This is a genomic window from Rubrivirga sp. S365 (genome assembly GCF_032248475.1).
Classification (GTDB): Bacteria; Bacteroidota; Rhodothermia; order Rhodothermales; family Rubricoccaceae; genus Rubrivirga; species Rubrivirga litoralis.
In genome coordinates this window covers 379,741-399,680 of record NZ_JAVTTN010000001.1, presented here as the reverse complement: position 1 = coordinate 399,680, position 19,940 = coordinate 379,741, and the positions used below count along the sequence as shown (strand labels likewise).

General features: G+C 73.4%; 19 protein-coding genes. 9 read left to right on the top strand and 10 right to left on the bottom strand.

Translation table 11 applies throughout. From position 1 onward, the window contains the following. Positions 1 to 9: 9 nt before the first annotated feature. Complete coding sequence (locus RQM47_RS01775; RefSeq protein WP_311662466.1) at positions 10 to 501, bottom strand: NUDIX domain-containing protein; 492 nt, start codon at positions 499 to 501, stop codon at positions 10 to 12. 93 nt (positions 502 to 594) lie between these two features. Here RQM47_RS01775 and RQM47_RS01770 point away from each other — a divergent pair, with 93 nt between their 5' ends. From RQM47_RS01770 to RQM47_RS01755, 4 genes are all read left to right on the top strand, one after another. Beyond that, complete coding sequence (locus RQM47_RS01770; RefSeq protein WP_311662467.1) at positions 595 to 849, top strand: hypothetical protein; 255 nt, start codon at positions 595 to 597, stop codon at positions 847 to 849. A 164-nt stretch (positions 850 to 1,013) separates the two neighbouring features. After that, positions 1,014 to 1,952 (top strand): hypothetical protein, encoded by a 939-nt coding sequence (locus RQM47_RS01765; RefSeq protein WP_311662468.1) that lies wholly within the window; start codon positions 1,014 to 1,016, stop codon positions 1,950 to 1,952. Between the two features lie 390 nt (positions 1,953 to 2,342). Continuing rightward, on the top strand, positions 2,343 to 2,834 hold the full coding sequence (locus tag RQM47_RS01760) for a metallophosphoesterase family protein (RefSeq protein ID WP_311662469.1): 492 nt from the start codon (positions 2,343 to 2,345) through the stop codon (positions 2,832 to 2,834). A 115-nt stretch (positions 2,835 to 2,949) separates the two neighbouring features. Continuing rightward, entirely contained in the window at positions 2,950 to 4,635 is a 1,686-nt protein-coding gene (locus RQM47_RS01755; protein WP_311662470.1) for a PP2C family protein-serine/threonine phosphatase, read from the top strand. 149 nt (positions 4,636 to 4,784) lie between these two features. Here the strand turns inward: RQM47_RS01755 and RQM47_RS01750 are convergent, their stop codons facing one another. Beyond that, positions 4,785 to 6,029 (bottom strand): putative sugar nucleotidyl transferase, encoded by a 1,245-nt coding sequence (locus RQM47_RS01750; protein WP_311662471.1) that lies wholly within the window; start codon positions 6,027 to 6,029, stop codon positions 4,785 to 4,787. 516 nt (positions 6,030 to 6,545) lie between these two features. Here RQM47_RS01750 and RQM47_RS01745 point away from each other — a divergent pair. From RQM47_RS01745 to RQM47_RS01730, 4 genes are all read left to right on the top strand, one after another. Next, positions 6,546 to 7,667 (top strand): hypothetical protein, encoded by a 1,122-nt coding sequence (locus RQM47_RS01745; RefSeq protein WP_311662472.1) that lies wholly within the window; start codon positions 6,546 to 6,548, stop codon positions 7,665 to 7,667. 63 nt (positions 7,668 to 7,730) lie between these two features. Then, on the top strand, positions 7,731 to 7,970 hold the full coding sequence (locus RQM47_RS01740) for a DUF433 domain-containing protein (RefSeq protein ID WP_311662473.1): 240 nt from the start codon (positions 7,731 to 7,733) through the stop codon (positions 7,968 to 7,970). A 79-nt stretch (positions 7,971 to 8,049) separates the two neighbouring features. Next, positions 8,050 to 8,424: a DUF5615 family PIN-like protein gene (locus tag RQM47_RS01735; protein ID WP_311662474.1), complete on the top strand. Its 375-nt coding sequence runs from the start codon at positions 8,050 to 8,052 to the stop codon at positions 8,422 to 8,424. 135 nt (positions 8,425 to 8,559) lie between these two features. After that, positions 8,560 to 9,849, top strand: coding sequence for a DEAD/DEAH box helicase (locus RQM47_RS01730; RefSeq protein ID WP_311662475.1), 1,290 nt, complete (start codon positions 8,560 to 8,562; stop codon positions 9,847 to 9,849). Between the two features lie 61 nt (positions 9,850 to 9,910). Here the strand turns inward: RQM47_RS01730 and RQM47_RS01725 are convergent, their stop codons facing one another. The 5 genes from RQM47_RS01725 to bshA form a co-directional block, all read right to left on the bottom strand. Beyond that, positions 9,911 to 10,570: an MBL fold metallo-hydrolase gene (locus RQM47_RS01725; RefSeq protein WP_311662476.1), complete on the bottom strand. Its 660-nt coding sequence runs from the start codon at positions 10,568 to 10,570 to the stop codon at positions 9,911 to 9,913. A gap of 274 nt (positions 10,571 to 10,844) precedes the next feature. Further along, positions 10,845 to 12,221, bottom strand: coding sequence for an MBL fold metallo-hydrolase (locus RQM47_RS01720; protein ID WP_311662477.1), 1,377 nt, complete (start codon positions 12,219 to 12,221; stop codon positions 10,845 to 10,847). 195 nt (positions 12,222 to 12,416) lie between these two features. Continuing rightward, the gene (fsa, locus tag RQM47_RS01715) at positions 12,417 to 13,103 is read right to left on the bottom strand and encodes a fructose-6-phosphate aldolase (RefSeq protein WP_311662478.1); all 687 of its coding nucleotides are present in this window, start codon (positions 13,101 to 13,103) and stop codon (positions 12,417 to 12,419) included. A 76-nt stretch (positions 13,104 to 13,179) separates the two neighbouring features. Beyond that, entirely contained in the window at positions 13,180 to 14,349 is a 1,170-nt protein-coding gene (locus tag RQM47_RS01710; RefSeq protein WP_311662479.1) for a metal-dependent hydrolase, read from the bottom strand. A 92-nt stretch (positions 14,350 to 14,441) separates the two neighbouring features. Continuing rightward, on the bottom strand, positions 14,442 to 15,620 hold the full coding sequence (gene bshA, locus RQM47_RS01705; protein ID WP_311662480.1) for an N-acetyl-alpha-D-glucosaminyl L-malate synthase BshA: 1,179 nt from the start codon (positions 15,618 to 15,620) through the stop codon (positions 14,442 to 14,444). Positions 15,621 to 15,692: 72 nt separating this feature from the next. On the opposite strand from bshA, the gene RQM47_RS01700 reads away from it, so the two are divergent. Continuing rightward, complete coding sequence (locus RQM47_RS01700; protein WP_314007148.1) at positions 15,693 to 16,376, top strand: porin family protein; 684 nt, start codon at positions 15,693 to 15,695, stop codon at positions 16,374 to 16,376. 133 nt (positions 16,377 to 16,509) lie between these two features. Here RQM47_RS01700 and RQM47_RS01695 read toward each other — a convergent pair whose 3' ends face one another. The 3 genes from RQM47_RS01695 to RQM47_RS01685 all read right to left on the bottom strand — a co-directional run bounded on the left by RQM47_RS01695 (position 16,510) and on the right by RQM47_RS01685 (position 19,793). Then, complete coding sequence (locus RQM47_RS01695) at positions 16,510 to 17,694, bottom strand: peptide chain release factor 1 (RefSeq protein WP_311662482.1); 1,185 nt, start codon at positions 17,692 to 17,694, stop codon at positions 16,510 to 16,512. 93 nt (positions 17,695 to 17,787) lie between these two features. Then, positions 17,788 to 18,552 (bottom strand): RNA polymerase sigma factor, encoded by a 765-nt coding sequence (locus RQM47_RS01690; RefSeq protein ID WP_311662483.1) that lies wholly within the window; start codon positions 18,550 to 18,552, stop codon positions 17,788 to 17,790. 572 nt (positions 18,553 to 19,124) lie between these two features. Further along, positions 19,125 to 19,793 carry a cell wall hydrolase gene (locus RQM47_RS01685; RefSeq protein WP_311662484.1) on the bottom strand — a complete coding sequence of 223 codons (669 nt, stop codon included), beginning with the start codon at positions 19,791 to 19,793 and terminating at the stop codon, positions 19,125 to 19,127. Positions 19,794 to 19,940 lie beyond the last annotated feature (147 nt).

Here is a 19,940-nt window from a genome sequence, read left to right as displayed (position 1 = left end):
GATACGCCGTCACCCGCCCCGCCCGTGTTCCAGGGGCAGGCCCCAGGCGGCGGGGCGGGGCGACCGTTCGAGCCGGGCCGCGAGGCGGAGGAGCCGGGCCTGCTCGGGCCACGCGAGCCGCGCGGCGGCGGCCTCGGCCGGCAGCCACGCCCACCCGTCGTGCTCGCCGTCGAGCGTCGGCTCGCCCTCGACGCGCACCGCGAACGCGGGCGCGAGCACGACGCGGTCCTCGGCCCACTCGTAGAACGCGTTGACGGACGGGAGCGCCCACGCCTCGACCAGACCGGCTCCGGGCCGCCACCCGGTCTCCTCGGCAAGCTCGCGGAGGGCGGCCTGCCACGCGGCCTCGCCGGGCTCGACCTTGCCGCCGACCATCCGCCACGCGCCGGCGTCGGGCCGGCCGGCCGCGCGCCGCAGGACGAGCCACTCTGCCCCGCCCGCGGCGCTCGGCGGGTGCCGGTACGGGTACACGTCGACGGCGTGGGCGGAGACGGCGGGCACGGGCGGGGCGGTCGGGCAGGTCCGGCGGGGCGGGAGAACGGAACCGCCGGCGCCGGGTTCACACGCTCCGCCCCGCCCCTCGGGTTCGGCCCCATGGACACCCAGATCTACCTCGTCGTCGCGGTCACGTTCGTCGGCTTCGTCGGCCTCGCGTTCATCCTGCTCTACCCGGTCTACCGCTTCCTCCGCCGCGAGGAGCGGGTCGCCGACGAGTGGACGCAGGACGCCGTCGCGCGCCGCCAGCGCCCGGACGCGGGCAAGGGCGTCTCCGGTGACGGCGCCCCCACCGACCCCGTGCCCACGCTGTCCCCGCCCCGCCGCGACGCGGACCCGCCGGACGGCCGCTGACGCGGAGCGCGCCACCCCGCTCGATGGGGCGGGGCGGCTGAGCGGTCGATCCGCCCCGCCCGGCGAGGGCGCAGCGGCGGGCTCGGCGAGGCGCGAATCGTCGCTGGTCGCTTGCGCAACACCCGGCGGACCCGTAAGGTGGCGCACCGCCGGCCCCCGCTGCCATGCCGTCCGCCCCGCTCCGATGCGTCGCCTTCGCTCTCGCCCTCGTCGGCAGCGCCCTGCCGGTGGCGGCGCAGGGTGGGTTTGAGACGCTGGATCCGGCGTACGGGAATGAGACGGCGCGGCGGGCCTTCTACGGCGGGTTCGCGCTCTCGGGCGAGGCCGCTCTCCGCGCCCTGGGGGGCGGGGAGGTGGGGGCGGCCCCGATTGGCAACCTCTCGCTCGCCGCCCGGCTCGACTACGCCGTCCTCCCGCGAGTTGACCTTGCCCTCGTGGCCGACCTCACGGGCGCGGCCCAGAGCGGGCCGCTGGGGCTGAGCTGGGTCGTCGTCAAGCCGTACTGGAACAGCGAGCGGACCGACTTCGCGCTGCGCCTCGCCGTCGACCCGGCCAGCGAGGGCGGGTTGGGGTTCCGCCAGACCGATGTCGCCTTCTTCTCGACGACGGCGCTCTCGCCGGCCGTCACCAACGACTTCTCCGCCAGCGCCCGCCGCGTGCGGACGGGGTACAGCCTCGCGACCGAGGAGACGACCGAGCCGCTGCTTGGCGCCTCGGCCGACCGCCCCGCCGATCCCCGCCGCGAGCGGCTCGTGGGGCAGGAGCTCCGTCTGGGGTGGGGCTACAACGTCCTGTTCGACCCCGCCGGCAGCCGCCTCTCTCTGGGCCTCGTGGCCGAGGGCGGCAGCTACTCGGTCGTCCCGTCCCGCGTCCGCAACGAGGCCGGCGACGACGGCCCGCCGGCGCCGCGCGCGGAGCAGCGGCGGGTGCGGACCGCGGCCGGCTGGCTCCGGGCGGGCATCGAGTTTAGCCGGCCGAAGTACCAGGCGGCCCCGTTCGTGAGCGTCCCCGTCGTCACCTGGGACGACGCCGAGGACCCGGCGGACCTCCCCGGCCGCCGCCTCCAGCGCATCCAGTTTGGCCTCCGCCTCACGCTGCGATGAGGGATGAGCGAGCAGGGCGGCGCCGGTTTTGGTCCGCCCCGCCCCGTGGGCCGGCGAGCAGCGTGCGGCGAGCAGCGGGCGGACCCAAAGGGCGGGGCGGTCGTGGCAGGCACGTTGCTGTCCCGAGGCGGCATCAGTTCCCCTCCTGGTCAGGAGGGGGGAGGGGTGGTTGTCGGGCGGGCGGGGCGGCTGGAGAAGGCGCCGCCCCGCCCAACCTCGCCCCGCCCGCCGGTAGGCACCCGTAGGGACACGACGCGTCGTGTCCGGGGTAGGCGTCCCGCCCTCGCTGCCTGGGCGGGGTGGACAACTCGGGGGCAACCCGGCCGCCCCGCCCGCGGCACGAGCGGGGCGGGGCGGTGATCTTGCCGCCTTCCGGCTTCCACCTTCCGCATGCGCATCGGCATCGTCTCCGACACCCACGGCTACTACCACCCCGAGCTGGACGACGTGTTCGCAGACGTCGACCTCATCCTGCACGCCGGCGACGTGGGGCCGGTGGAGGTCGTCGACCGGCTGGAGCAGATGGCGCCCGTCGTCGGCGTGTACGGGAACGTCGACGGGCCGCCGGTGCGGGGGCGGTTCAAGGAGCACGTCCGCATCCGGGTGGAGGGCGTGCGGCTGTGGATGACGCACATCGGCGGGCGGCCGGGGCGGTGGGCGAAGGGAATTGGCCCCGCCCTCCGCGCCGACCCGCCCGACCTCTTCGTGTGCGGGCACAGCCACATCCTGCGCATCGAGCGCGTGCCGACCCTGCGGCGGATGCTCTACCTCAACCCCGGCGCGGCGGGGCGGCAGGGGTTCCACCAGGTCAAGACGTGCGTCCGCCTGACGATCGAGGACGGCGCCATGAGCGGGGCGGAGGTGATCCACCTGGAGGAGTAAGACGGCCGCTCCGGGCCGCGCCGCCACCCCGCCCGTTGCGGAACGGGGGCGGGGCGGGCATCTTCGACCCACCGACCCACCGACCCACCGACCCACCGACCCACCGACCCACCGGATGCCCGCCCCGCCCGACGCTGCTCGGCCCGACGCCGCCCCGCCCCGCCCGTCCGAGGCGCGGCCGGACGACGAGCACCTGGACGCCGCGCTCGACCCGGCGGAGCAGGCCGAGGCGCTCCTGCTCACGCTCATGAGCCGGCTGCTCGCCCCGCGCGGCGTGGCCGCCCTGGACGACGGCCGCGGGCTCCGCGTCGTGGCTGCGAAGGGCGGCATGCCCGTCGCCGTGGGCGACCGCCTGGACGCCGCCCCGCCCGAGGCGTCGGCGCTCGTGCTCCCGCTCCGCCACGGGGGCGACGCGCTCGGGTTCGTGGCCCTCGGCGGCCGCCTCTCGGGCGAGCCGTACGCGCCGGCCGAGACGGGCGTGGCGCGGTCGCTCGCCGGCGCGACGGCCGCGTCGGTCCGGGCGGGGCGGGCGGCGGCCGCGCTCGCCGAGGCGGTCCGCCGGCAGGAGGCGCGGGCGCAGGAGCTGCGGACGCTGTTCGAGCTGTCGCAGGCGTTCGGCCGCGCGCTCGACCGCGAGGCGATCCTGAACCGGCTCGGGTTCGCGCTCATGGGCCAGCTCCTCGTGGCCCGGTTCGCCGTCGCCCTGTGCGACTCGGACCGCGAGGGCGACGCCGCGCTCGACGTCACGTTCTCGCGCGGCGCGGGCGGAGCGGCGCTTCCGGTCCCGTGCCGCCTCGCCGACCTTCGCGCTCCGCGCGCGCTCGACCCGTCCGATCCGCTCTGGGGGGCGGGGTGGCGGTGGGCGGTCCCGCTGCGGGCCGGCGACGTGTCGCGCGGCGTGGTCTTGCTCGGCCCGCGCGCGGCGGGCGAGCTGGACGAGGGCGCGGCCGACTTCGCGGCGGCGCTCGCGGCGCTCGCCGTCGGCGCGCTGGAGACGGCGGACCGGCTGGGCGAGCGGATCGAGCGCGAGCGGATCGAGGCGGAGGTCGCGCTTGCCCGCGGCGTCCAGGTCCGCCTCCTGCCGGCCCGGCTCCCCAGCGTGCCGGGCCTCGACGTGGCCGCGCGGTGGCGGCCCAGCCGCGACGTCTCGGGCGACACGTACGAGGTGGCTGACCTGGGCGACGGCCGCCTCCTCGTCGCCGTGGCCGACGTCGTGGGCAAGGGGATCGGCGCGTCGCTGCTCATGGCCACGCTCCAGGCCGGCTTCCGCCTGCTCCGCCCCGACCTGGAAACGCCCCGCCCGGACCTCGCCGCGGCGACGGCCCGGCTGGACCGGCTCGTGGCGCAGAGCACCGAGCCGCACCAGTTCGTGACGCTCGCGTGGGGCATCGTCGAGGCCGCCCCGCCCGGCTCGGGCGGGGCGGGGCGGGGCGGCCGGTTCCGCTACGTCGTCGCCGGGCACCCGCCGCCCCGCCTCCTCCGCGCGGGCGGGGCGGTCGAGCCGCTGGACGTGGGCGGGCCGCTCCTGGGCGTCCTCGACGGCGCCCAGTTCGTGCAGGGGGAGGTCGACCTCGGGCTAGGTGATACGGTCCTCCTCTACACCGACGGCGCGACCGAGGCCGAAGACGGGCGGGGCGAGGAGCTGGAGACGGTCGGCCTCGACCGGCTCCTCACGGGCCATGCTGCGGCCGACGCCGCGGGCCTCCTCGACACGGTCCTCCGCGGCGTCGACGCCTGGGCTGCGGGCGGGGCGGCGGACAACGACGACCTCACGCTGGTGGCGGTGCGGATGGTGGGGTGAGGAAAGTGGAAAGTGGAAAGTGGAAAGTGGAAAGTGGAAAGTGGAAAGTGGAAAGTGGCCGGCTGGGCGGGGTGGAAAAGTTTCTGTCAAACAGTTGGTTGACCTGTTGCGTCACCCCGCCCCGCCCGGCACCTTTCATCCCTCATCCCTCATCCCTCATCCCTCATCCCGCTCTCGGCGGCGATTTGGGCGAGCAGCGTGCGCTCGGCGTTCGAGAGGCGGCGGTCGCGCCGGGCCATGACGGCCTCGGCCACGCGGAACGCCTTCTCGGTCCGGTACGGCGCGAGCCCATCCGCCCCGCCCCACGCGAACGAGGGCACGTGGCGGGGCGGGAAGCCGGACCCGAACAGGTTGCAGAACACGCCGACGACCGTCCCCGTGTTGAACATGGTGTTGATCGAGCACTTGGAGTGGTCGCCCATGAAGAGGCCCGCGAACTGGCGCCCGCTCGCGAGGAAGTCGCCGGCCACGGCGTCCCAGACCGTGACCTCGCCGTAGTCATTCTTGAGGTTCGACGTGTTCGTGTCGGCGCCCAGGTTGCACCACCGGCCGAGGTAGCTGTTGCCGAGGTACCCGTCGTGGCCCTTCGACGAGAGGCTGTGGACGACGCTCCCGTGGACCTCCCCGCCCACCTTCGACCGGAACCCGACGGCGCTCTCGTCCACGCGCGCCGCCGGCTTCACAGCCGCCTTCGGCCCGAAAAAGACCGGCCCCCGCACGACGGCGTTCTCGCCGACCTCGGCGCCCTCGCCAATCCAGACCGGCCCGTCCGCGGCCGAGACCACGGCCCCGGCGCGGACCACGGCGCCCTCGCCGACGTGGACGCGCTCGGGCTCGACCAGGACCGCCCCGCCCTCGACGCGGCCCGCGTGCTGGCCCAGTCCGCCCATCGCCTCCAGGTCGTGCGTGATGCGGTCGCCCAGGTCCGCGATAAGGTCCCACAGGTGCGTCACGAGCGTCTCGCCCTCGACCCGCTCCTGCGGGAGCCCCTCGGTCTGGAACAGCCCGAGCGCGTCGGTCGCCACGAGGTCGGCGGGCGGGGCGGGGTGGAACAGGGCGAGGAGCGTGTCGCCCTGCGTGAACGCCCGCGCCTCCCCGCCCGCGGCGGCCTGGCGGACGGCCCGCACGACGTCGCCGCCGCGCGCGAGCCACCGGCCGTTGACGAACAGCGTGGCCCCGGAGGGCGCCGTGCGGACCGGCACGCCTGGGTGCTCCTCGGCCGTCACGCCGGCCACGGCCGCCCGCGTGTGGAGCGCGAGCCGGTCGTGCGGGAAGGCGGCGGCCAGCGTCTCCAGGAGCGTCCGCGCGCCGACGCGGAGGTCGAACGCGGCGCGCGTGAGGGCGAGCGGGGCGAGGTGCCCGACGCGGGCGTCCTCGAACGGGCAGAGGGTCATAGGAGATGGGGGTGGGGGGAGAGGGCGGGCGCCGCGAAAAGTACTGGCCGCCCCGCCCGTGGGTCGTAGGGCGGGGCGGGCGCCCATGGGCGGGGTGGTACCTGATCCGCCCCGCCCCATCCGTGTACAGACCGGAGGCGGGCATTCGTAGGAACACCGCTTGTCGTGTCCGCGGGGGCGGGGCGGTCCGGGGCGGCATCGAAACCCGCACGAGGCGGCGGCAGTCCCCCTTCTGGTCACCGTGCCGCGTCGGCGTAGCCAAGAGGGGATGGGGGGACGACGCGAGCCGCGCCGCCCCGCCCGCGGCGCGTCGCTAGGCGAATGCGGACACCACGCGTGGTGTCCCTACGAGTCTGCTCCGTCCGTTTTGCCCGCCCCGCCCACGAGCGACCGCCGGTCGCCCCTACGGCGTCTACCTCGGGCGCGGGCGGGGTGGCGCATCTTTTGCTCGCCGCTCGCCGCTCGCCGCTCGCCGCTCGCCGCTCGCCGCTCGCCGCTCGCCGCCCCACCCGACACATGGAGCCCCGCCCCAACCTGATCTCGAGAAAGAAGCCGGCCTACGCCGTCTCCGACTACCTCGCCGACTACCTCGGCCAGTACGGGCGGCGCGCCGAGGGCGGCGTGAGCTACGACGACCTCAGCCGCTACGCTGGGCAGGCCCCGCTCTACGACGAGCTCGGCGACGACACGCTCTGGAGCACCGTCTACTACGCCAACGCCGAGCACGCCGAGATCCACGACGCCCTCCGCGAGACGTACGCGCTGCTCAAGTCCGCCGGCGACCTCTCGACCGTCGAGCACCTCTACGTCGACCGCGTCGACCTCTGCCTCTACGGCAACACGCTCCCGTTCCGCGTGCGGATCGTGAACCGGCTGAACGAGAACTTCGACTACTTCTACGTCAAGCGTGCCGACGCGAGCCGCGTGTACGGGCTGGAGCTGGAGCACGTGCTCTCGCCCAACTCGATCAACTTCCTGGCCCGCGTCGACGGCCCCGAGCTCCGCGACCAGACCATCGTCGAGGAGCACATCGTCGGGCTCCCCGGCGACGCCTTCATCCGCGAGCAGCTCCCCGACAACCGCTTCGACCAGGTCCGGCTCGCCAAGGAGTTCGTCAAGTTCAACGAGCGGTGCTTCGTGCGGCTCCTGGGCGACATGCACGCCGGCAACTGGGTCGTCGACATCACGCCCGACTTCGAGAAGCTCCACTACCGGATGCGGCCGGTCGACTTCGACCAGCAGAGCCACCACCCCGCCCGCAAGGTGTACCTCCCGCAGTTCTTTTCGCAGAACAACCCGGTCATCGCCCTCGGCCTGACGCACCTCACGGAGCGGACCGTCGACCAGTACCAGCGTGAGGAGCGGGCGCTCATGGCGGGGCGGCTCCGCGTCGGGGCGGGGCGGTACGAGGCGCTCATGGACGTGATGCGCGAGGACCTGATCGCTCCGCCCGACTACGTCGACGGGCTCGGCGCCGCGCTCGCCCGGCACTACGGGGACCCCGGCTTCCACCGGGTCGACACGATGGGCGAGCTCGTCCACCACTCGCTCGAGCTCCTCCAGCAGCGGGCCGAGCCGGCCAGCCTCAAGCTCCTCTCCGGCGCGACCGCCGCCGACGTCGCCGGCGACGTGGCCTGAGCGGGCGGGGAGCCGCCGGGGCGGGGCGGCGTATCCTGGGCCACCCCGCCCGACACGACCGGCATGGACTGGCACGACTACATTGACTCGGACCCGAACGTCATCGGGGGCAAGCCCCGCGTCAAGGGAACGCGTATGGGCGTCGCGTTCCTCCTGGAGCTTTTCGCGGTAGGGTGGACGCAAGAGCAGGTTTTGGAGAACTACCCACACCTGACCGTTGAGGACCTGCGGGCCGTCTTCGCCTTCGCGCACGACGCCGCAGCCGACACGCGGCTCGTGCCAGAGAACGGGGCGGACATTTAACGCTTGGACCTAAACCACCTGTCCGGCTAGACGCAGGGCGGGGTGGAGCGGTAGCGTTGAGCGCCCTGCTACTGACCCGATGCGGCTCCTGGCCGATGAGAACGTCTCCCTTCTGAGCATCCTCCTCCTACGAGACCGAGGACTCGACGTGGTCTCCGTGCTGGAGACGCACCCCGGCCTCGACGACCCCGACGTGATCCGGCTCGCGCGTCGCCTCGGCCGCGCGCTCATTACGTTCGACAGCGACATCGGAGAGCGGATCTTCAAAGACGGCGATCCGCCACCGCCCAGCGTGATCTACCTCCGGTTCATCCAGAGCGACGCAGAGGAGACAGCCCGCGTCGTCTTGCAGCTCCTCGCGCTCGACGGCGTCCGCGTGGGCGAGAGCTACGTGACGTATCGAAATGGCCGCGTTCGTCACCAGCCGCTTCCGCCGTCCACTGCGCCCGAGTAGGGTGGGCGGGGCGGCCACCCCGCCCTACAGAAAACCCGTCTCGCTGCGTGCGCCGAGGGCGGGGTGGAAGAAGGCCGGGCAGAGGCGCCGCCCCGCCCCCGCAGCGACCTTGGCCGCGTCCTCTTCCCTGTCCTCATGGCCTCTTTCGACGACTTCGACCTCGCCCCGCCCGTCCGCCAGGGCGTCCGCGACGCGGGCTACACCGACCCCACGCCCGTCCAGGCGGCCACGCTGCCGCACGCGCTGAAGGGCGTCGACGTGGTCGGCGTGGCGCAGACGGGGACGGGCAAGACGGCCGCGTTCGTGCTCCCCATCCTCGACTACCTCGTGCGCGAGCCGGTGGGCGGCAAGAAGCGGCCGGTGCGCGCGCTCGTCGTCACGCCCACACGCGAGCTGGCGATCCAGGTCGAGGAGGCGGTGCAGACCTACGGGAAGGCGACGAAGCTGAAGAGCGCGACGATCTACGGCGGCGTCGGCAAGGGCGGGCAGCGGACGGCCCTCCGCAACGGGGTCGACGTCGTCGTCGCCACGCCGGGTCGGCTCCTCGACTTTGTGGGGACGAAGGAGATCGACCTCTCGTTCGTCGACATCCTGGTTCTGGACGAGGCTGACCGGATGTTCGACATGGGCTTTGTCCGCGACATCCGCAAGATCGTGGCGGCCGTTCCGGAGCAGCGCCAGACCATGCTGTTCTCGGCGACCATGCCGCCCGCGATCCAGGACCTCGCCCGGTCCATCCTCTACAAGCCCGAGACCATCGAGGTCGGCGAGCGGCGCGACCCGGCGGCGACGGTCGCCCAGCGGGCGGTCCACGTGGCCGAGGCCGAAAAGCAGGCGCTCCTCCACCACCTTCTCGACACGGAGCCGGTCGAGCGCGTCATCGTCTTTTCGCGGACCAAGTACCGGGCCGACCGGATCAAGAAGAAGCTGGATCGGGCCGGCTACAAGGCCGTCGCCATCCACTCGAACCGGAGCCAGGGGCAGCGGCAGCGGGCGCTGAAGGGGTTCGAGGGCGGCCAGTTCCGCGTCCTCGTCGCCACCGACATCGCCGCGCGCGGGATCGACATCGACGGCGTCTCGCACGTCGTCAACTTCGACGCGCCGGGCCAGCCCGAGGACTACATCCACCGCATCGGGCGGACGGGCCGCGCCGAGGCTACGGGCGACGCGATCACGTTCGTCTCGGCCAAGGAGCGCGACCAGCTCCGGGCCATCGAGAAGCACACGGGCAAGCCCATCGAGCCGGCCACGTTCGACGGCTTCGAGGCGCCGAAGCTCGCCGAAGCGATGGAGACGGCCAAGCGCCGTTCCAACCCGAAGGGCCACAAGTCGCGCCAGAAGCAGCAGCACGGACGGGGCGGCCCGAAGCCGAAGGGGAGCACCAAGGCCCAGCGCGGCCGCCGAGGCCCCTCCGGCGGCCGCTGACCGCCCCGCCCCCACGGCCATCGTAGGGACACACGGCTTGCCGTGTCCGCGGGCGGGGCGGCTAGAGGTCGCGGAGGAACGGGTTCGCCCGCCGCTCGGCGCCGACCGTCGTGGCCGGGCCGTGGCCCGAGTAGACGACCGTCTCGTCGGGGAGCGTGAGCACGCGGTCGCGGATCGAGGCTAGGAGGGTGTCCATGCTGCCCTGCCACAGGTCGGTCCGCCCGATCGAGCCCTGAAACAGCACGTCGCCGCCGACGAGCTGGCCGCCGGCCTCGTCGTAGAACGCGACCGACCCCGGCGAGTGGCCCGGCACGTGCAGCACGCGGAGCGTCGTGTCGCCGACCGTGAGCGTGTCGCCGTCGGCGAGGTCGTGGGCCGCCGGCGGCGGGGCGTCCACGCGGACCCCGAACCTCTCGCCCTGGACCGGCGCGTTTTGGAGCAGCGGCCCGTCGGCTGGGTGCATCTGCCAGCCCCCGTGCTCGGCCGCCCCGCCCAGCGTGCGCGCAAAGTGGGCGGCCCCGAACACGTGGTCGATGTGGCCGTGCGTGAGGAGCAGGTGGCGGACCGCGAGCCCCTCGGCCTCCAGGTAGTCCTCGACCTGCCGGCGCTCCTCGCGCGTCGCCGTCCCCGGGTCGACGAGCGCGGCCTCGCCGCCGCTGGAGAGCACGTACGTGTTCTCGGCGAACGGGCTGACGACGAACGAGCGGACGGTGAGAGGCATGGTGAATGTGGAAGGGTGAACGCGGAACGCGGAAGGGACGCCGCCCCGCCCGCCCAACGCGAAGGGCGGGGCGGGGCCGTAGCCGTAGGGACACCATGCATGGTGTCCGCATTGGGGCGGGGCGGCAGGACCGGCGGCGAGCCCAAGATGCGGCCGCCCCGCTCCCGGTTCTCTACGGGCGGGGCGGTGCTGAGGCCACCCCGCCCGGTACACGTCGGCCCGGGCGGGGCGGTCAAAGGACGCCGCCCCGCCCTCAGCCCGTTCCCAGCCACCGCTACAGCTCCAGCTCCTGCCCCTGCTCGGGGATGATGACCTCGATGTCCGGGTACTCCTCCTCGATCGCGTCGCGCATCCACTCCTTCGCCGCCGTCTCGCCGTGGACGAGCACGATCGTCCGCGGCTGGACGCGGTCGACGAGCGTGAGCAGGTCGCGGCGGTGGGCGTGGCCCGAGAACCGGAACCGCTCGACCTGGGCGCGGACCGGGAGCGGGCCGTCGTCGAACGTCATGGTCCCGCCCGTCGCGGCGGCCTCCTGGAGCCGCTCGCCCGGTGAACCCTCCTTGGAGTAGCCGACGAAGAAGATCCCGTGGCGCTCGTCGGCCACGAGCTGCTGCGCGAGGTCGTACGACGGGGTTCGCTCGAAGAGCATGCCCGACGTGAGCACGAAGATGCCCGGCTTCGCGAGCGCCGCGTTCTTCTTCTTCTGCGAGCGCGGGTACCGCTCCTGGTCGACGCCGTAGACCTCGAAGTCGGGGTCCAGCCGCGGCGTCGACTCGCGCGTCTTGTCGTAGACCTCGGCCACGCCGCGCATCGAGCCCGCCGTGTAGATCGGGACGTCGGCGTCGACGATGCCGCGCCGCTTAAAGCGGTCGATCATGGCGAGCACGTCCTGGCTCCGTCCGAGCGCGAAGACCGGGATGAGGACCACGCCGCCCCGCCCGAGCACCTTCTGGATCTCCCGCCCGAGCCGCTTCTCCTCGCTCTTCCGCGTCGTTCGCTCGGCCTCGGGGTCGGCGCCCAGCGTCGACTCGAGGAGCATGACGTCGACCGGGCCGTCGGGGACGTCGGACTCGGGGAGGATCGTCTGGGGCTGGACGCTCGTGTCGGACGTGTAGTAGAGCCGGCGGCGCTCGCCGTTCTCGTAGCCCTCGACGAGCAGGCCGACGGCGCCGAGCACGTGGCCCGCGTGGTAGAACGTGCCCGCGAGCGGCCCCTCGGCCTTCAGGCCCGCCAGGTCGAACGGCGTGTCGAGGCTGTGGGTCTCGTAGACGTAGCTGAGCGCTTCGGCCGTCTCGACGTCGAACACCGGCGCCGCGTCGGACGACCCCTCGCGGATGCGCCGCTTCTGGAGGCGCGCCGACGACGGCAAGAGCATCTCGGCCAGGAGCGCCGTCGGCCGCGACATGTGGACGTGGGCGTGGGGCACCTCGCGGGTCAGCACCGGGAGCGAGCCCAGGTGGTCGTGGTGCGCGTGCGTGACGACGACGTGGTCGACCGGCCGGTCCCGGAGGAGTTCGAACGGGGGGACGGCCGCGTAGCCGTCGAGGTCGGGGTCCATGCCGGCGTCGAGGACCAGGCCCGTCCCGCCGAAGGTGACGTGGTGGCAGCTCGCGGCGATCTCGTCGGTGTCGCCGAGGGAGAGGTAACGCATTCGTAGAGGCTCGTAGAAGGCAGAGACTACCGCTCCCGCCCCGCCCGGTGTTCGCACTTTCGGTTCGTTCAGGGCCGCTCCGCCCCGCCCGGAGGCGCCAACGCAAACCGCCCCGCCCTCGTCGTGAGGGCGGGGCGGCGAGGGCGGGGCGGCGAATGCGGGCCGACGCGACGCCGGACCCCGCGGGCGGGGCGGCTACGCCTCGCGGTGGACCTGGCCGTTGGCCGGCTCCTCGGCGCCCTGGAGCGCCTTCCAGTCGTCGAGGAATTTCTTCAGGCCCGCGTCCGTCAGCGGGTGCTGGAGGAGCTGCTTGATCACCTTGAGCGGCATCGTCGCCACGTCGGCGCCGAGTTCGGCGGCCTCGACGACGTGCATCGGGTGGCGGATGGAGGCGGCCAGCACCTCGGTCTCGTAGTCGTAGGTGTCGTAGATCTCGATGATCTGCTTGACCAGGTGCATCCCGTTCGACGAGATGTCGTCGAGCCGGCCGATAAACGGGCTGATGTACGTGGCCCCGGCCTTGGCGGCGACGAGCGCCTGCGTCGGGCTAAAGCAGAGCGTGCAGTTGGTCGGGATGCCCTCCTCGGTCAGCGTCTTGATGGCCTTGATGCCGTCGAGCGTGAGCGGGACCTTGACCACGACGTTGTCGGCGATCTGGGCGACCTCGCGGGCCTCGGTCATCATCTCGTCGTAGGTCACGGCCGTGATCTCGGCCGAGACGTCGCCGGGCGTGATCTCGCAGATCTTGGCGATGTGGCCGTGGAAATCCTTGACCCCGACCTTCTTCATCAGGGACGGGTTCGTGGTCACGCCGTCGAGGACGCCCATGTCCTGGGCCTCCTGGATCTCGTCGAGGACGGCGGTGTCGATAAAGAATTTCATGGCGGGGCGGGGAAGGGTGGATCGGTCTGGGTCCTACGCCCGAGCGCTCCGGCATGTCCCGCCCCGCCCGGAATCTTTATTCCGCCGCCCCGCCCGGCCGCTCGCTCGGCCGCTCGGCGGGCGGGGCGTCCATCGGCCTTGTTGCCGGGGCGGGGCGGCCGAGGGCGCGGTCCCAGAGCCGCCCGAGCCACTCGGCCGAGACGTCGGCTTCGAACGGCACCTGCTCCATCGCCACCCCGCCCGCGCCCGGTGCGGGCGCGAGGCGCCAAGTGAACAGGTACGGCGCCCGGCTCGGGCCGAGGTCGCCGTCGGCCCGCCCGAACCGGACGTCGGCCACCACCACCCCGCCCGCGCTGTCCGCACCGGGCGGGGCGGGGCGGACGCGGAGCCAGCCGCGCGAGAACCAGCGGAGCGTCTCGGCCGGGCGGCTCCCGGCGTAGGGCGCGAGCAGGTTGCGGCGCGCGGCCGTCGCCCGGAACGTCATGTCTGGCCCGTCGTCGAGGAGCGAGCGGAGGCCGGTCAGGTAGACGGTCCCGCTGTCGGTCTCGACCTCGGCCACGCTCCGCCACAGGAGCGTCGTGAGCGGGGCGGCGGCCGTCAGCACGCGGGCGGGGCGGACGCCCTCGGCGTCGAGCGCGCGGAGCGCCGCGCGGTGCGCCGCCTGCTGCGCCACGAGCCCCCACGCGAGGTAGGCCGTCGAGACGGCGAGCCCCCACCCCGCCCACACGCGCCGCCGCCCCGGCCGCCGCGTGACGAGCGCGGCGAGCAGGAAGCCCGCGAGCGGGACCGTGTAGAGCGGGTCGACGATGAACACGCTGCCGACGGCGAACGGCCGGTCCGAGAACGGGGCTAGAAGCTGCGTGCCGTAGACGGTGAACACGTCGAGGAGCGGGTGCGTGAGGAGCGCCGCGAACCAGACGGCCGTCCACAGCCGCCACGTCCCCGCCGACCGGGCGGGGCGCAAACCGCCGGGGCGGTCCGGGCTTCGCCCTGCTCGCCACCGCTCGAACCGCCACACGGCCCACCCCAGCACGGGGCCGGCGACGAACGAGAACGCGAGCCCGTGCGTGAGCCCGCGGTGGACGTGGAGCTCGGCGGCCGTGTCCAGCCACGGGTACGCGAGCACGTCGAGGTCGGGGAGCGTCCCGGCGACGGCGCCCCAGAGCGCGGCGCGGCGCCCGACGCGCGGCCCGGCGACGGCCTCGCCGACGGCGGCGCCGAGAACGGCCTGGGTCAGAGAGTCCAAACGGCGGGGCGGGGTGGGGAGCGGCGGACGGTGGCCGCCCCGCCCGCGTACGGGGGAGCGGGGCGGAGAACGCTCCGCGCGAACCGGCGGTCCTACACGGCCACGCCGCCCGCGACGAGCCGCGCGTAGTGGGCCTCGTAGCGGGGGACGATCCGATCGATCTCGAACTCGGTCACGGCCCGCTCGCGGGCCGCCGCCGCCATCCGCGCGTGGAGGGCGGGGTGGGAGAGGATCTCGCGGGCCGCCGCCGTCATGCCGTCGATGTCGCCCAGCGGGCGGAGGAAGCCGGTGACGCCCTCGACGTTGAGCTCGGGGAGGCCGCCGATGTCCGACGACACCACGGGCACGCCGCACGCCATGGCCTCGAGCGCGGCGAGCCCGAACGTCTCGCTCCCGGACGGCATCAGGAACAGGTCGGCGATGGAGAGGATCTCCTCGACCGGCTCCTGCTTCCCGATAAACCGGACCTCGCCCCACACGCCGGCCTCGCGCGCGCGCGCCTCGGCCGCCGCCCGCTCCGGCCCGTCGCCGACCATGAGGAGCTTGACGCCGCCGGCCTCGCCGTGCCGCGGGTCGCCCTCGGGCCACGCGCCCTCGGCGTGGAGCCGGGCGAACACGTCGACCACGTCGCCGGTCCGCTTGACGCGGCGGAAGTTGGAGACGTGGACGAGCAGGCGCTCGCCGTCGGGCGCGATCGCCTGCTTAAAGTGGTCCTTCGGCTGGCGCTGGAAGCGCTCGGTGTCGACGAAGTTGGGGATCACCTCGATCTCGCGGCTCACGTCGAACGAGGCGTACGTCTCGCGCCGGAGCCAGTCGCTCACGGCCGTGACCCCGTCGGAGGCGTCGATCGCGTGCTCGACGACCGGCTTGAAGCTGGGGTCCTTGCCCACGAGCGTGATGTCGGTCCCGTGGAGCGTGGTCACGACCGGGATCTCGACGCCCTTCGAGCGGAGGATCTGCTGGGCCAGGACCGCGCTCGTCGCGTGCGGGATCGCGTAGTGGACGTGGAGCAGGTCGAGCCCGTCGTGCGTCGCCACGTCGATCATCTTCGAGGCCAGCGCGAGCGCGTACGGCGGGTACTCGAAGAGCGGGTACGTGTTGACGCGGACCTCGTGGAAGGTGAGGTTCTGGGCCACGTGCTCGAGCCGGAGCGGGAGCGCGTAGGCGATAAAGTGGACCGTGTGGCCGCGCGCCGCGAGCGCCTTGCCCAGCTCGGTCGCGACCACGCCGGAGCCGCCGAAGGTGGGGTAGCAGGTGATGCCGATCGTCATGCGGCCCCAACGCCACCGCCCCGCCCCGGGTCCGGCGCGCGTGCTGCAGAACGGTGAATGTCGGGCGGGGGAGTGGCGCTCGTCGCCGCCCCGCCCACGCGTCCGGTCCGCCCCGCTCGCCGTGGGCGGGGCGGGGCGGTAGGTTTGGCGACCGTTCCCCGCCCCCTCCCCATTCGCCTCGCCTCCCGCCTCCTCCCCGCCCTCGCCCTCGCGGCGTGCCTCGCCGCCCCGCGCGCCGAGGCCCAGATCATCCCGTCCATCGACGTCGGCGTCGCCGGCGGCGTCAACTTCGCGTCGCTTGGCGACGCGGCCGGGCTCGACTTCGACGGCTCGACGGGCTACCACATCGGCGCCTTTGCCGACGTCTCCGTCCTCCTGTTCCAGGCGCGGACGGGCGTGTACTACCTCCGCGCCGGCGACGTCCAGGGCGAGGGCGAGGACGGGTCGATCAGCTTCGTCACCGTCCCCGTCGACTTCAAGCTCCAGACGCCGACGCCGATCCTAAAGGGGTACGTGCTCGTCGGCCCCGAATTCCGGTTCCCGCTCGACGGCCTCGACACGTTCGACACGCGGTCGGTCAACACGGTGCTCAACGTGGGCATCGGGGCCGGAGCCGGCATCCCGATCGTGGGGCCGAACGGGTTCCTCGAGCTCCGCTACGCGTTCGACCTCACCGGCATCGCGGCCGACGACGCGGGGACCGACCAGGACGTCAAGGTCAGCCTGTTCATGATCCGCGCCGGCATCGGGATCTAGAAAGGCGACGAGTGATGAGCGACGGGTAACGGGTGGAGTGGTCGGACCGACCACCCCGCCTGACAGGAGGGCGGGGTGGCCCGGTCTCGAAGCCACCCCGCCCGTCGCTCAGTGCCCGTCTCTCCGTACTCGTTCAGAAGCGGAGGAGCGCGGCGGCCGGGCCGTGCTCGCGGAGCGCCTCGCGCGCCGCCTTGCTGCGGACGAGTTCGAGCGTGGCCCCCTGCTCCATGGCCTTGTCGAGCATGAGCTCGACGAGGTCGTTCACGGCGCGCACCGCCCCGCCCGTCGCCTCGTACGTGCCCTCGGTCTGCGTCGTGAGCATCCCCGAGGTCGGGTCGATGCCGCCCGGAATCGTCTCGGCGTCGTCGACCACGAGCGTCATCACGCGCTGCTGGTTGAGCATGTCGAGCGTGTCGTCGAGGCCGGCCACGGCCCGCGACGACAGGAGCTCCTGGACCTTCCCGAGCGTCTCGAGCTCCTCGCGGGCCTCGACCTCGCGCTGCACGTCGCCGGCGGCGTCCGAGACCTCGGCCGAGGTCGCGTTGATGTCGCACGAGAACGAGGCGGCCACGCGCTGGCGCGTCGCCTGGTCGAGCCCGTCGAGGAAGTCGGCCTCCATGTCGGTCGTGGCCGAGTGGATCACGTGCCGGGCCTCCAGGGACTGCGCGATCAGGTTGCAGGCGTGGGCGCTCCGCCGGGCCTGCGCCCGCTTCATGTCCGCCTTCATGTCCTGGCGCTGGTCCTTCGAGGCAAAGTCGGTGACGAAGAGCTCCTGGCCCTCCAGCTCATAAACCTCCTCGACGAGCCCGATCTGGGCAAAGAAGAACCGGCTCTTGTGGGCCGAGACGAGCGCGATCACGAAGCGGTCGTTCTCGTCGCGGACGCGCGCGAGCGGGCGGACGTACGGGTTGTCGGTGACGTGGACCTCGTTGGGGAGCGCGATCGCCGTCCCGAGCTGCTCGAAGAGCCCGAGCGCCTCGCACGCGAAAAAGGCCACGCCCCGCCCCGTCCGCGGCAGGCCGTTCGCGAGCGCCTCCCCGATCCGGTCGCACTCGGCCTGGACCGCCTTTTTCTGCTCGCCGGCGTCCGAAACCGCCCGCTCGCACAGGTCCTTGAACGTGGTCTCCCACGTCGTCCCCAGGCGGGCCTCCGGCGTCAGCTCCATGTACAGGCTGACGATGGGGGCGCTCGTCGACTGCGCCTCGTTGAGGCGCTGGAGGTGGTCGGCCGAGAGAAAGTGGAAGCCGGGCTTCGTCGTTCGGCGGCGGAGCTCGGCGAGGAGGGCGTCGCGGTCGTCGGGGGCGAGGGTCGTGGACATCAGAGGGGAGGGGATGGGGAGCGGGCGGGGCGCAGAGGGGCGGGCGGGGCGCTCGGCGGACCTCATACCAGGTACCGAGCGCTCGGGGGCGTGCTACGCGTCGGGGAGCGGGTCGCCGGTGTACGAGTCGACGGCGGGGTCGTCGTCGTGGTCGTCGCGGACCGAGCCGTAGCGGTCGAGGAGCCCTTCGCGGGCCAGGTTCAGCATGGCCGCCGTGTCCTTGAGCGAGGCGTTGATGATCTGGGCCGCTTCGGGGAGCGAGACCTCGAACTCGTCGTGGAGGACGGTCACCTGGCGGGCCGCGCCGCGGAACGTGGCGTCGGCGAGGAGGTCGCGGTCCTGCGGGCTGAGGTCGGCCTCGGCGTAGCCCTCGACGCTGACGTCCTCGGGGGTCGTGGAGGGCACGATCTCCTCGTAGGTGTCGACGTCGAACGGCTGGCGGAACTCGTAGAACGACTCCTCGACGGCGTCGTGCTCCTCGCCGGTCGGGAGCTCCTCATCGAGCGAGATCATCTTGCGCTCGGCGTAGCGGTCCTCCTGGCGGGCGTACCGGGCGAGCGCCCGGGTCTGAAGCCCGAGGAGCCACGCGCGGAAGCTCATCCGGTCGGCGTCGTAGCGGCCGCGGCGCTCCCAGGCGCGCACGAGCGTCTCGCCGACGAGCTCCTCGGTCGTGAGGTCGACGAGCGTACCCGTGTCGTCGGCCGGCGTGTCGTCGACGGCGGCGCGCTCGATGTCGAGCTGGCGGGCGGCCGCGGCCATGAGGTCGTCCTGGTACGGGGCGATCGCGTCGTTGAAGGCGTCGCGGTCGCCGTCGAGCGCGCGGCGCCAGGCGTCGGCGGGCGGGTGGGCAGAGGGCATGGAGGGGGCGTGTTCGCGAGAAGGGCAGGGCGGCTCCGCAGGGGCGGGGCCGGTCTGGGGTCAACCGGGCGGGGGCACCGCAAGATCCGGGCGGGGCGGGGTGGAACCGCGCCCGCGTCCGCCTCGCCTGTGAGCTGGCGCCGTCGGCCACCGCCCCGCCCGCGGCGCGCCTGCCCCCGATCTCAAAAGCCGTCTGGGATCTCCCCCTCCCTCGCCGGGCGAGGGTCGAACCCAAAGGGCGGGGTGGGGGGCGGGCATCGACCCGGGGCGGGGCGGTCCCAGACAGCCGCGCAGACTTCAGAGGCTCTTCCTCTCCATCGCCATCCCTACGCGGGACCACGGAGTGAGGGGGAGCCCGCCCGGGAGGACCGACCGCCCCGCCCGCCGGACCCCGCCCCGCCCGGGACCGCTCCCAAAACGGCGACCCGTCTCACAGGGAGGGGCGGCCTCACAGAACCGCCCCACAGAGTCTCCGCCCCGCCCCCAACAAAAACAGGGCGCGCCCGGTGGAGGCGCGCCCTGGACGGGTCCGCCGGACGGGCCGGCGTGGTGGGAGGACCCGGGTTCGAAACCTACAGCGCCAACCGGAGGGGGGCGGCGCTCAGCGCCGAAGCCACGCCCGAGTAGAACCGGAACCGGCGCGGGTCCACGCGGAAGCCGGTCGGGCGAATGGGCTGGTGGCCGGCCGACCAGTTCGGGGCCGCCCCGCCCACCATCGAGCGCTCGCTGTAGAAGTGGCGCGTCGACGTCGGGAACGGCCGGTCCGCCGAACGGGCGTAGTAGACGTCGTGGGCGATGGCCAGCGTGCGCTGGAACGCCTCGGTCGCAGTCTCCGGCGTGAGCGTCGTGTACAGGCGCCGCTTTGGGCTGCCCGGGTTGAAGGCGCTAAACTGGTACGGGTCGGTCACGACGCCCTCGTACGTCGACGCCCCGCGGTACTCGGTCTCGACGCGGTTGCGGATGACCCAGCCGACGAGCTCCTGCTCGTGGGGCTTCTTGGTCTCCGAGTACATGCACCGGGCCAGCCACAGCACGTCGTCGCTCACGTCCGCCAGCACGAAGGGCGGGGGGGCGTCGGAGACGACGGCGGTGGGGAGCTCGCTCTGAGCGAGGTCGTCCGGGCTGTAGGCGGTGAAGAACAGGGCGAGCAGCGGGAGCATCGCGGCCAACACCAGGGCCAGACCGGCGGCGGCTTTCTTGGCAAAGGTCTTTGTCGACGCGTCGTTCGAGTCTGTGTCCATGCAGGGGGGCTCGGGATCGGCGGTGGGGAGAAGGACGCTCTGGGAAAGAGAACTCTGAGGTCTCGAAGCCCGCGAGAAGGGGGCGTGCGGGCCGAGAGAACTCGGAGCCGGGCCAGAAGCAGGCGGGGCACAGGTCCCAACGACCGT

Bases quoted from the DNA above. Each gene is read 5' to 3' on its own strand.
- RQM47_RS01770 (WP_311662467.1), top strand. From the start codon at position 595: ATGGACACCCAGATCTACCTCGTCGTCGCGGTCACGTTCGTCGGCTTC.
- RQM47_RS01765 (WP_311662468.1), top strand. From the start codon at position 1,014: ATGCCGTCCGCCCCGCTCCGATGCGTCGCCTTCGCTCTCGCCCTCGTC.
- RQM47_RS01760 (WP_311662469.1), top strand. From the start codon at position 2,343: ATGCGCATCGGCATCGTCTCCGACACCCACGGCTACTACCACCCCGAG.
- RQM47_RS01755 (WP_311662470.1), top strand. From the start codon at position 2,950: ATGCCCGCCCCGCCCGACGCTGCTCGGCCCGACGCCGCCCCGCCCCGC.
- RQM47_RS01750 (WP_311662471.1), bottom strand. From the start codon at position 6,029: ATGACCCTCTGCCCGTTCGAGGACGCCCGCGTCGGGCACCTCGCCCCG.
- RQM47_RS01745 (WP_311662472.1), top strand. From the start codon at position 6,546: ATGGAGCCCCGCCCCAACCTGATCTCGAGAAAGAAGCCGGCCTACGCC.
- RQM47_RS01740 (WP_311662473.1), top strand. From the start codon at position 7,731: ATGGACTGGCACGACTACATTGACTCGGACCCGAACGTCATCGGGGGC.
- RQM47_RS01735 (WP_311662474.1), top strand. From the start codon at position 8,050: ATGCGGCTCCTGGCCGATGAGAACGTCTCCCTTCTGAGCATCCTCCTC.
- RQM47_RS01730 (WP_311662475.1), top strand. From the start codon at position 8,560: ATGGCCTCTTTCGACGACTTCGACCTCGCCCCGCCCGTCCGCCAGGGC.
- RQM47_RS01725 (WP_311662476.1), bottom strand. From the start codon at position 10,570: ATGCCTCTCACCGTCCGCTCGTTCGTCGTCAGCCCGTTCGCCGAGAAC.
- RQM47_RS01720 (WP_311662477.1), bottom strand. From the start codon at position 12,221: ATGCGTTACCTCTCCCTCGGCGACACCGACGAGATCGCCGCGAGCTGC.
- fsa (WP_311662478.1), bottom strand. From the start codon at position 13,103: ATGAAATTCTTTATCGACACCGCCGTCCTCGACGAGATCCAGGAGGCC.
- bshA (WP_311662480.1), bottom strand. From the start codon at position 15,620: ATGACGATCGGCATCACCTGCTACCCCACCTTCGGCGGCTCCGGCGTG.
- RQM47_RS01695 (WP_311662482.1), bottom strand. From the start codon at position 17,694: ATGTCCACGACCCTCGCCCCCGACGACCGCGACGCCCTCCTCGCCGAG.
- RQM47_RS01690 (WP_311662483.1), bottom strand. From the start codon at position 18,552: ATGCCCTCTGCCCACCCGCCCGCCGACGCCTGGCGCCGCGCGCTCGAC.
- RQM47_RS01685 (WP_311662484.1), bottom strand. From the start codon at position 19,793: ATGGACACAGACTCGAACGACGCGTCGACAAAGACCTTTGCCAAGAAA.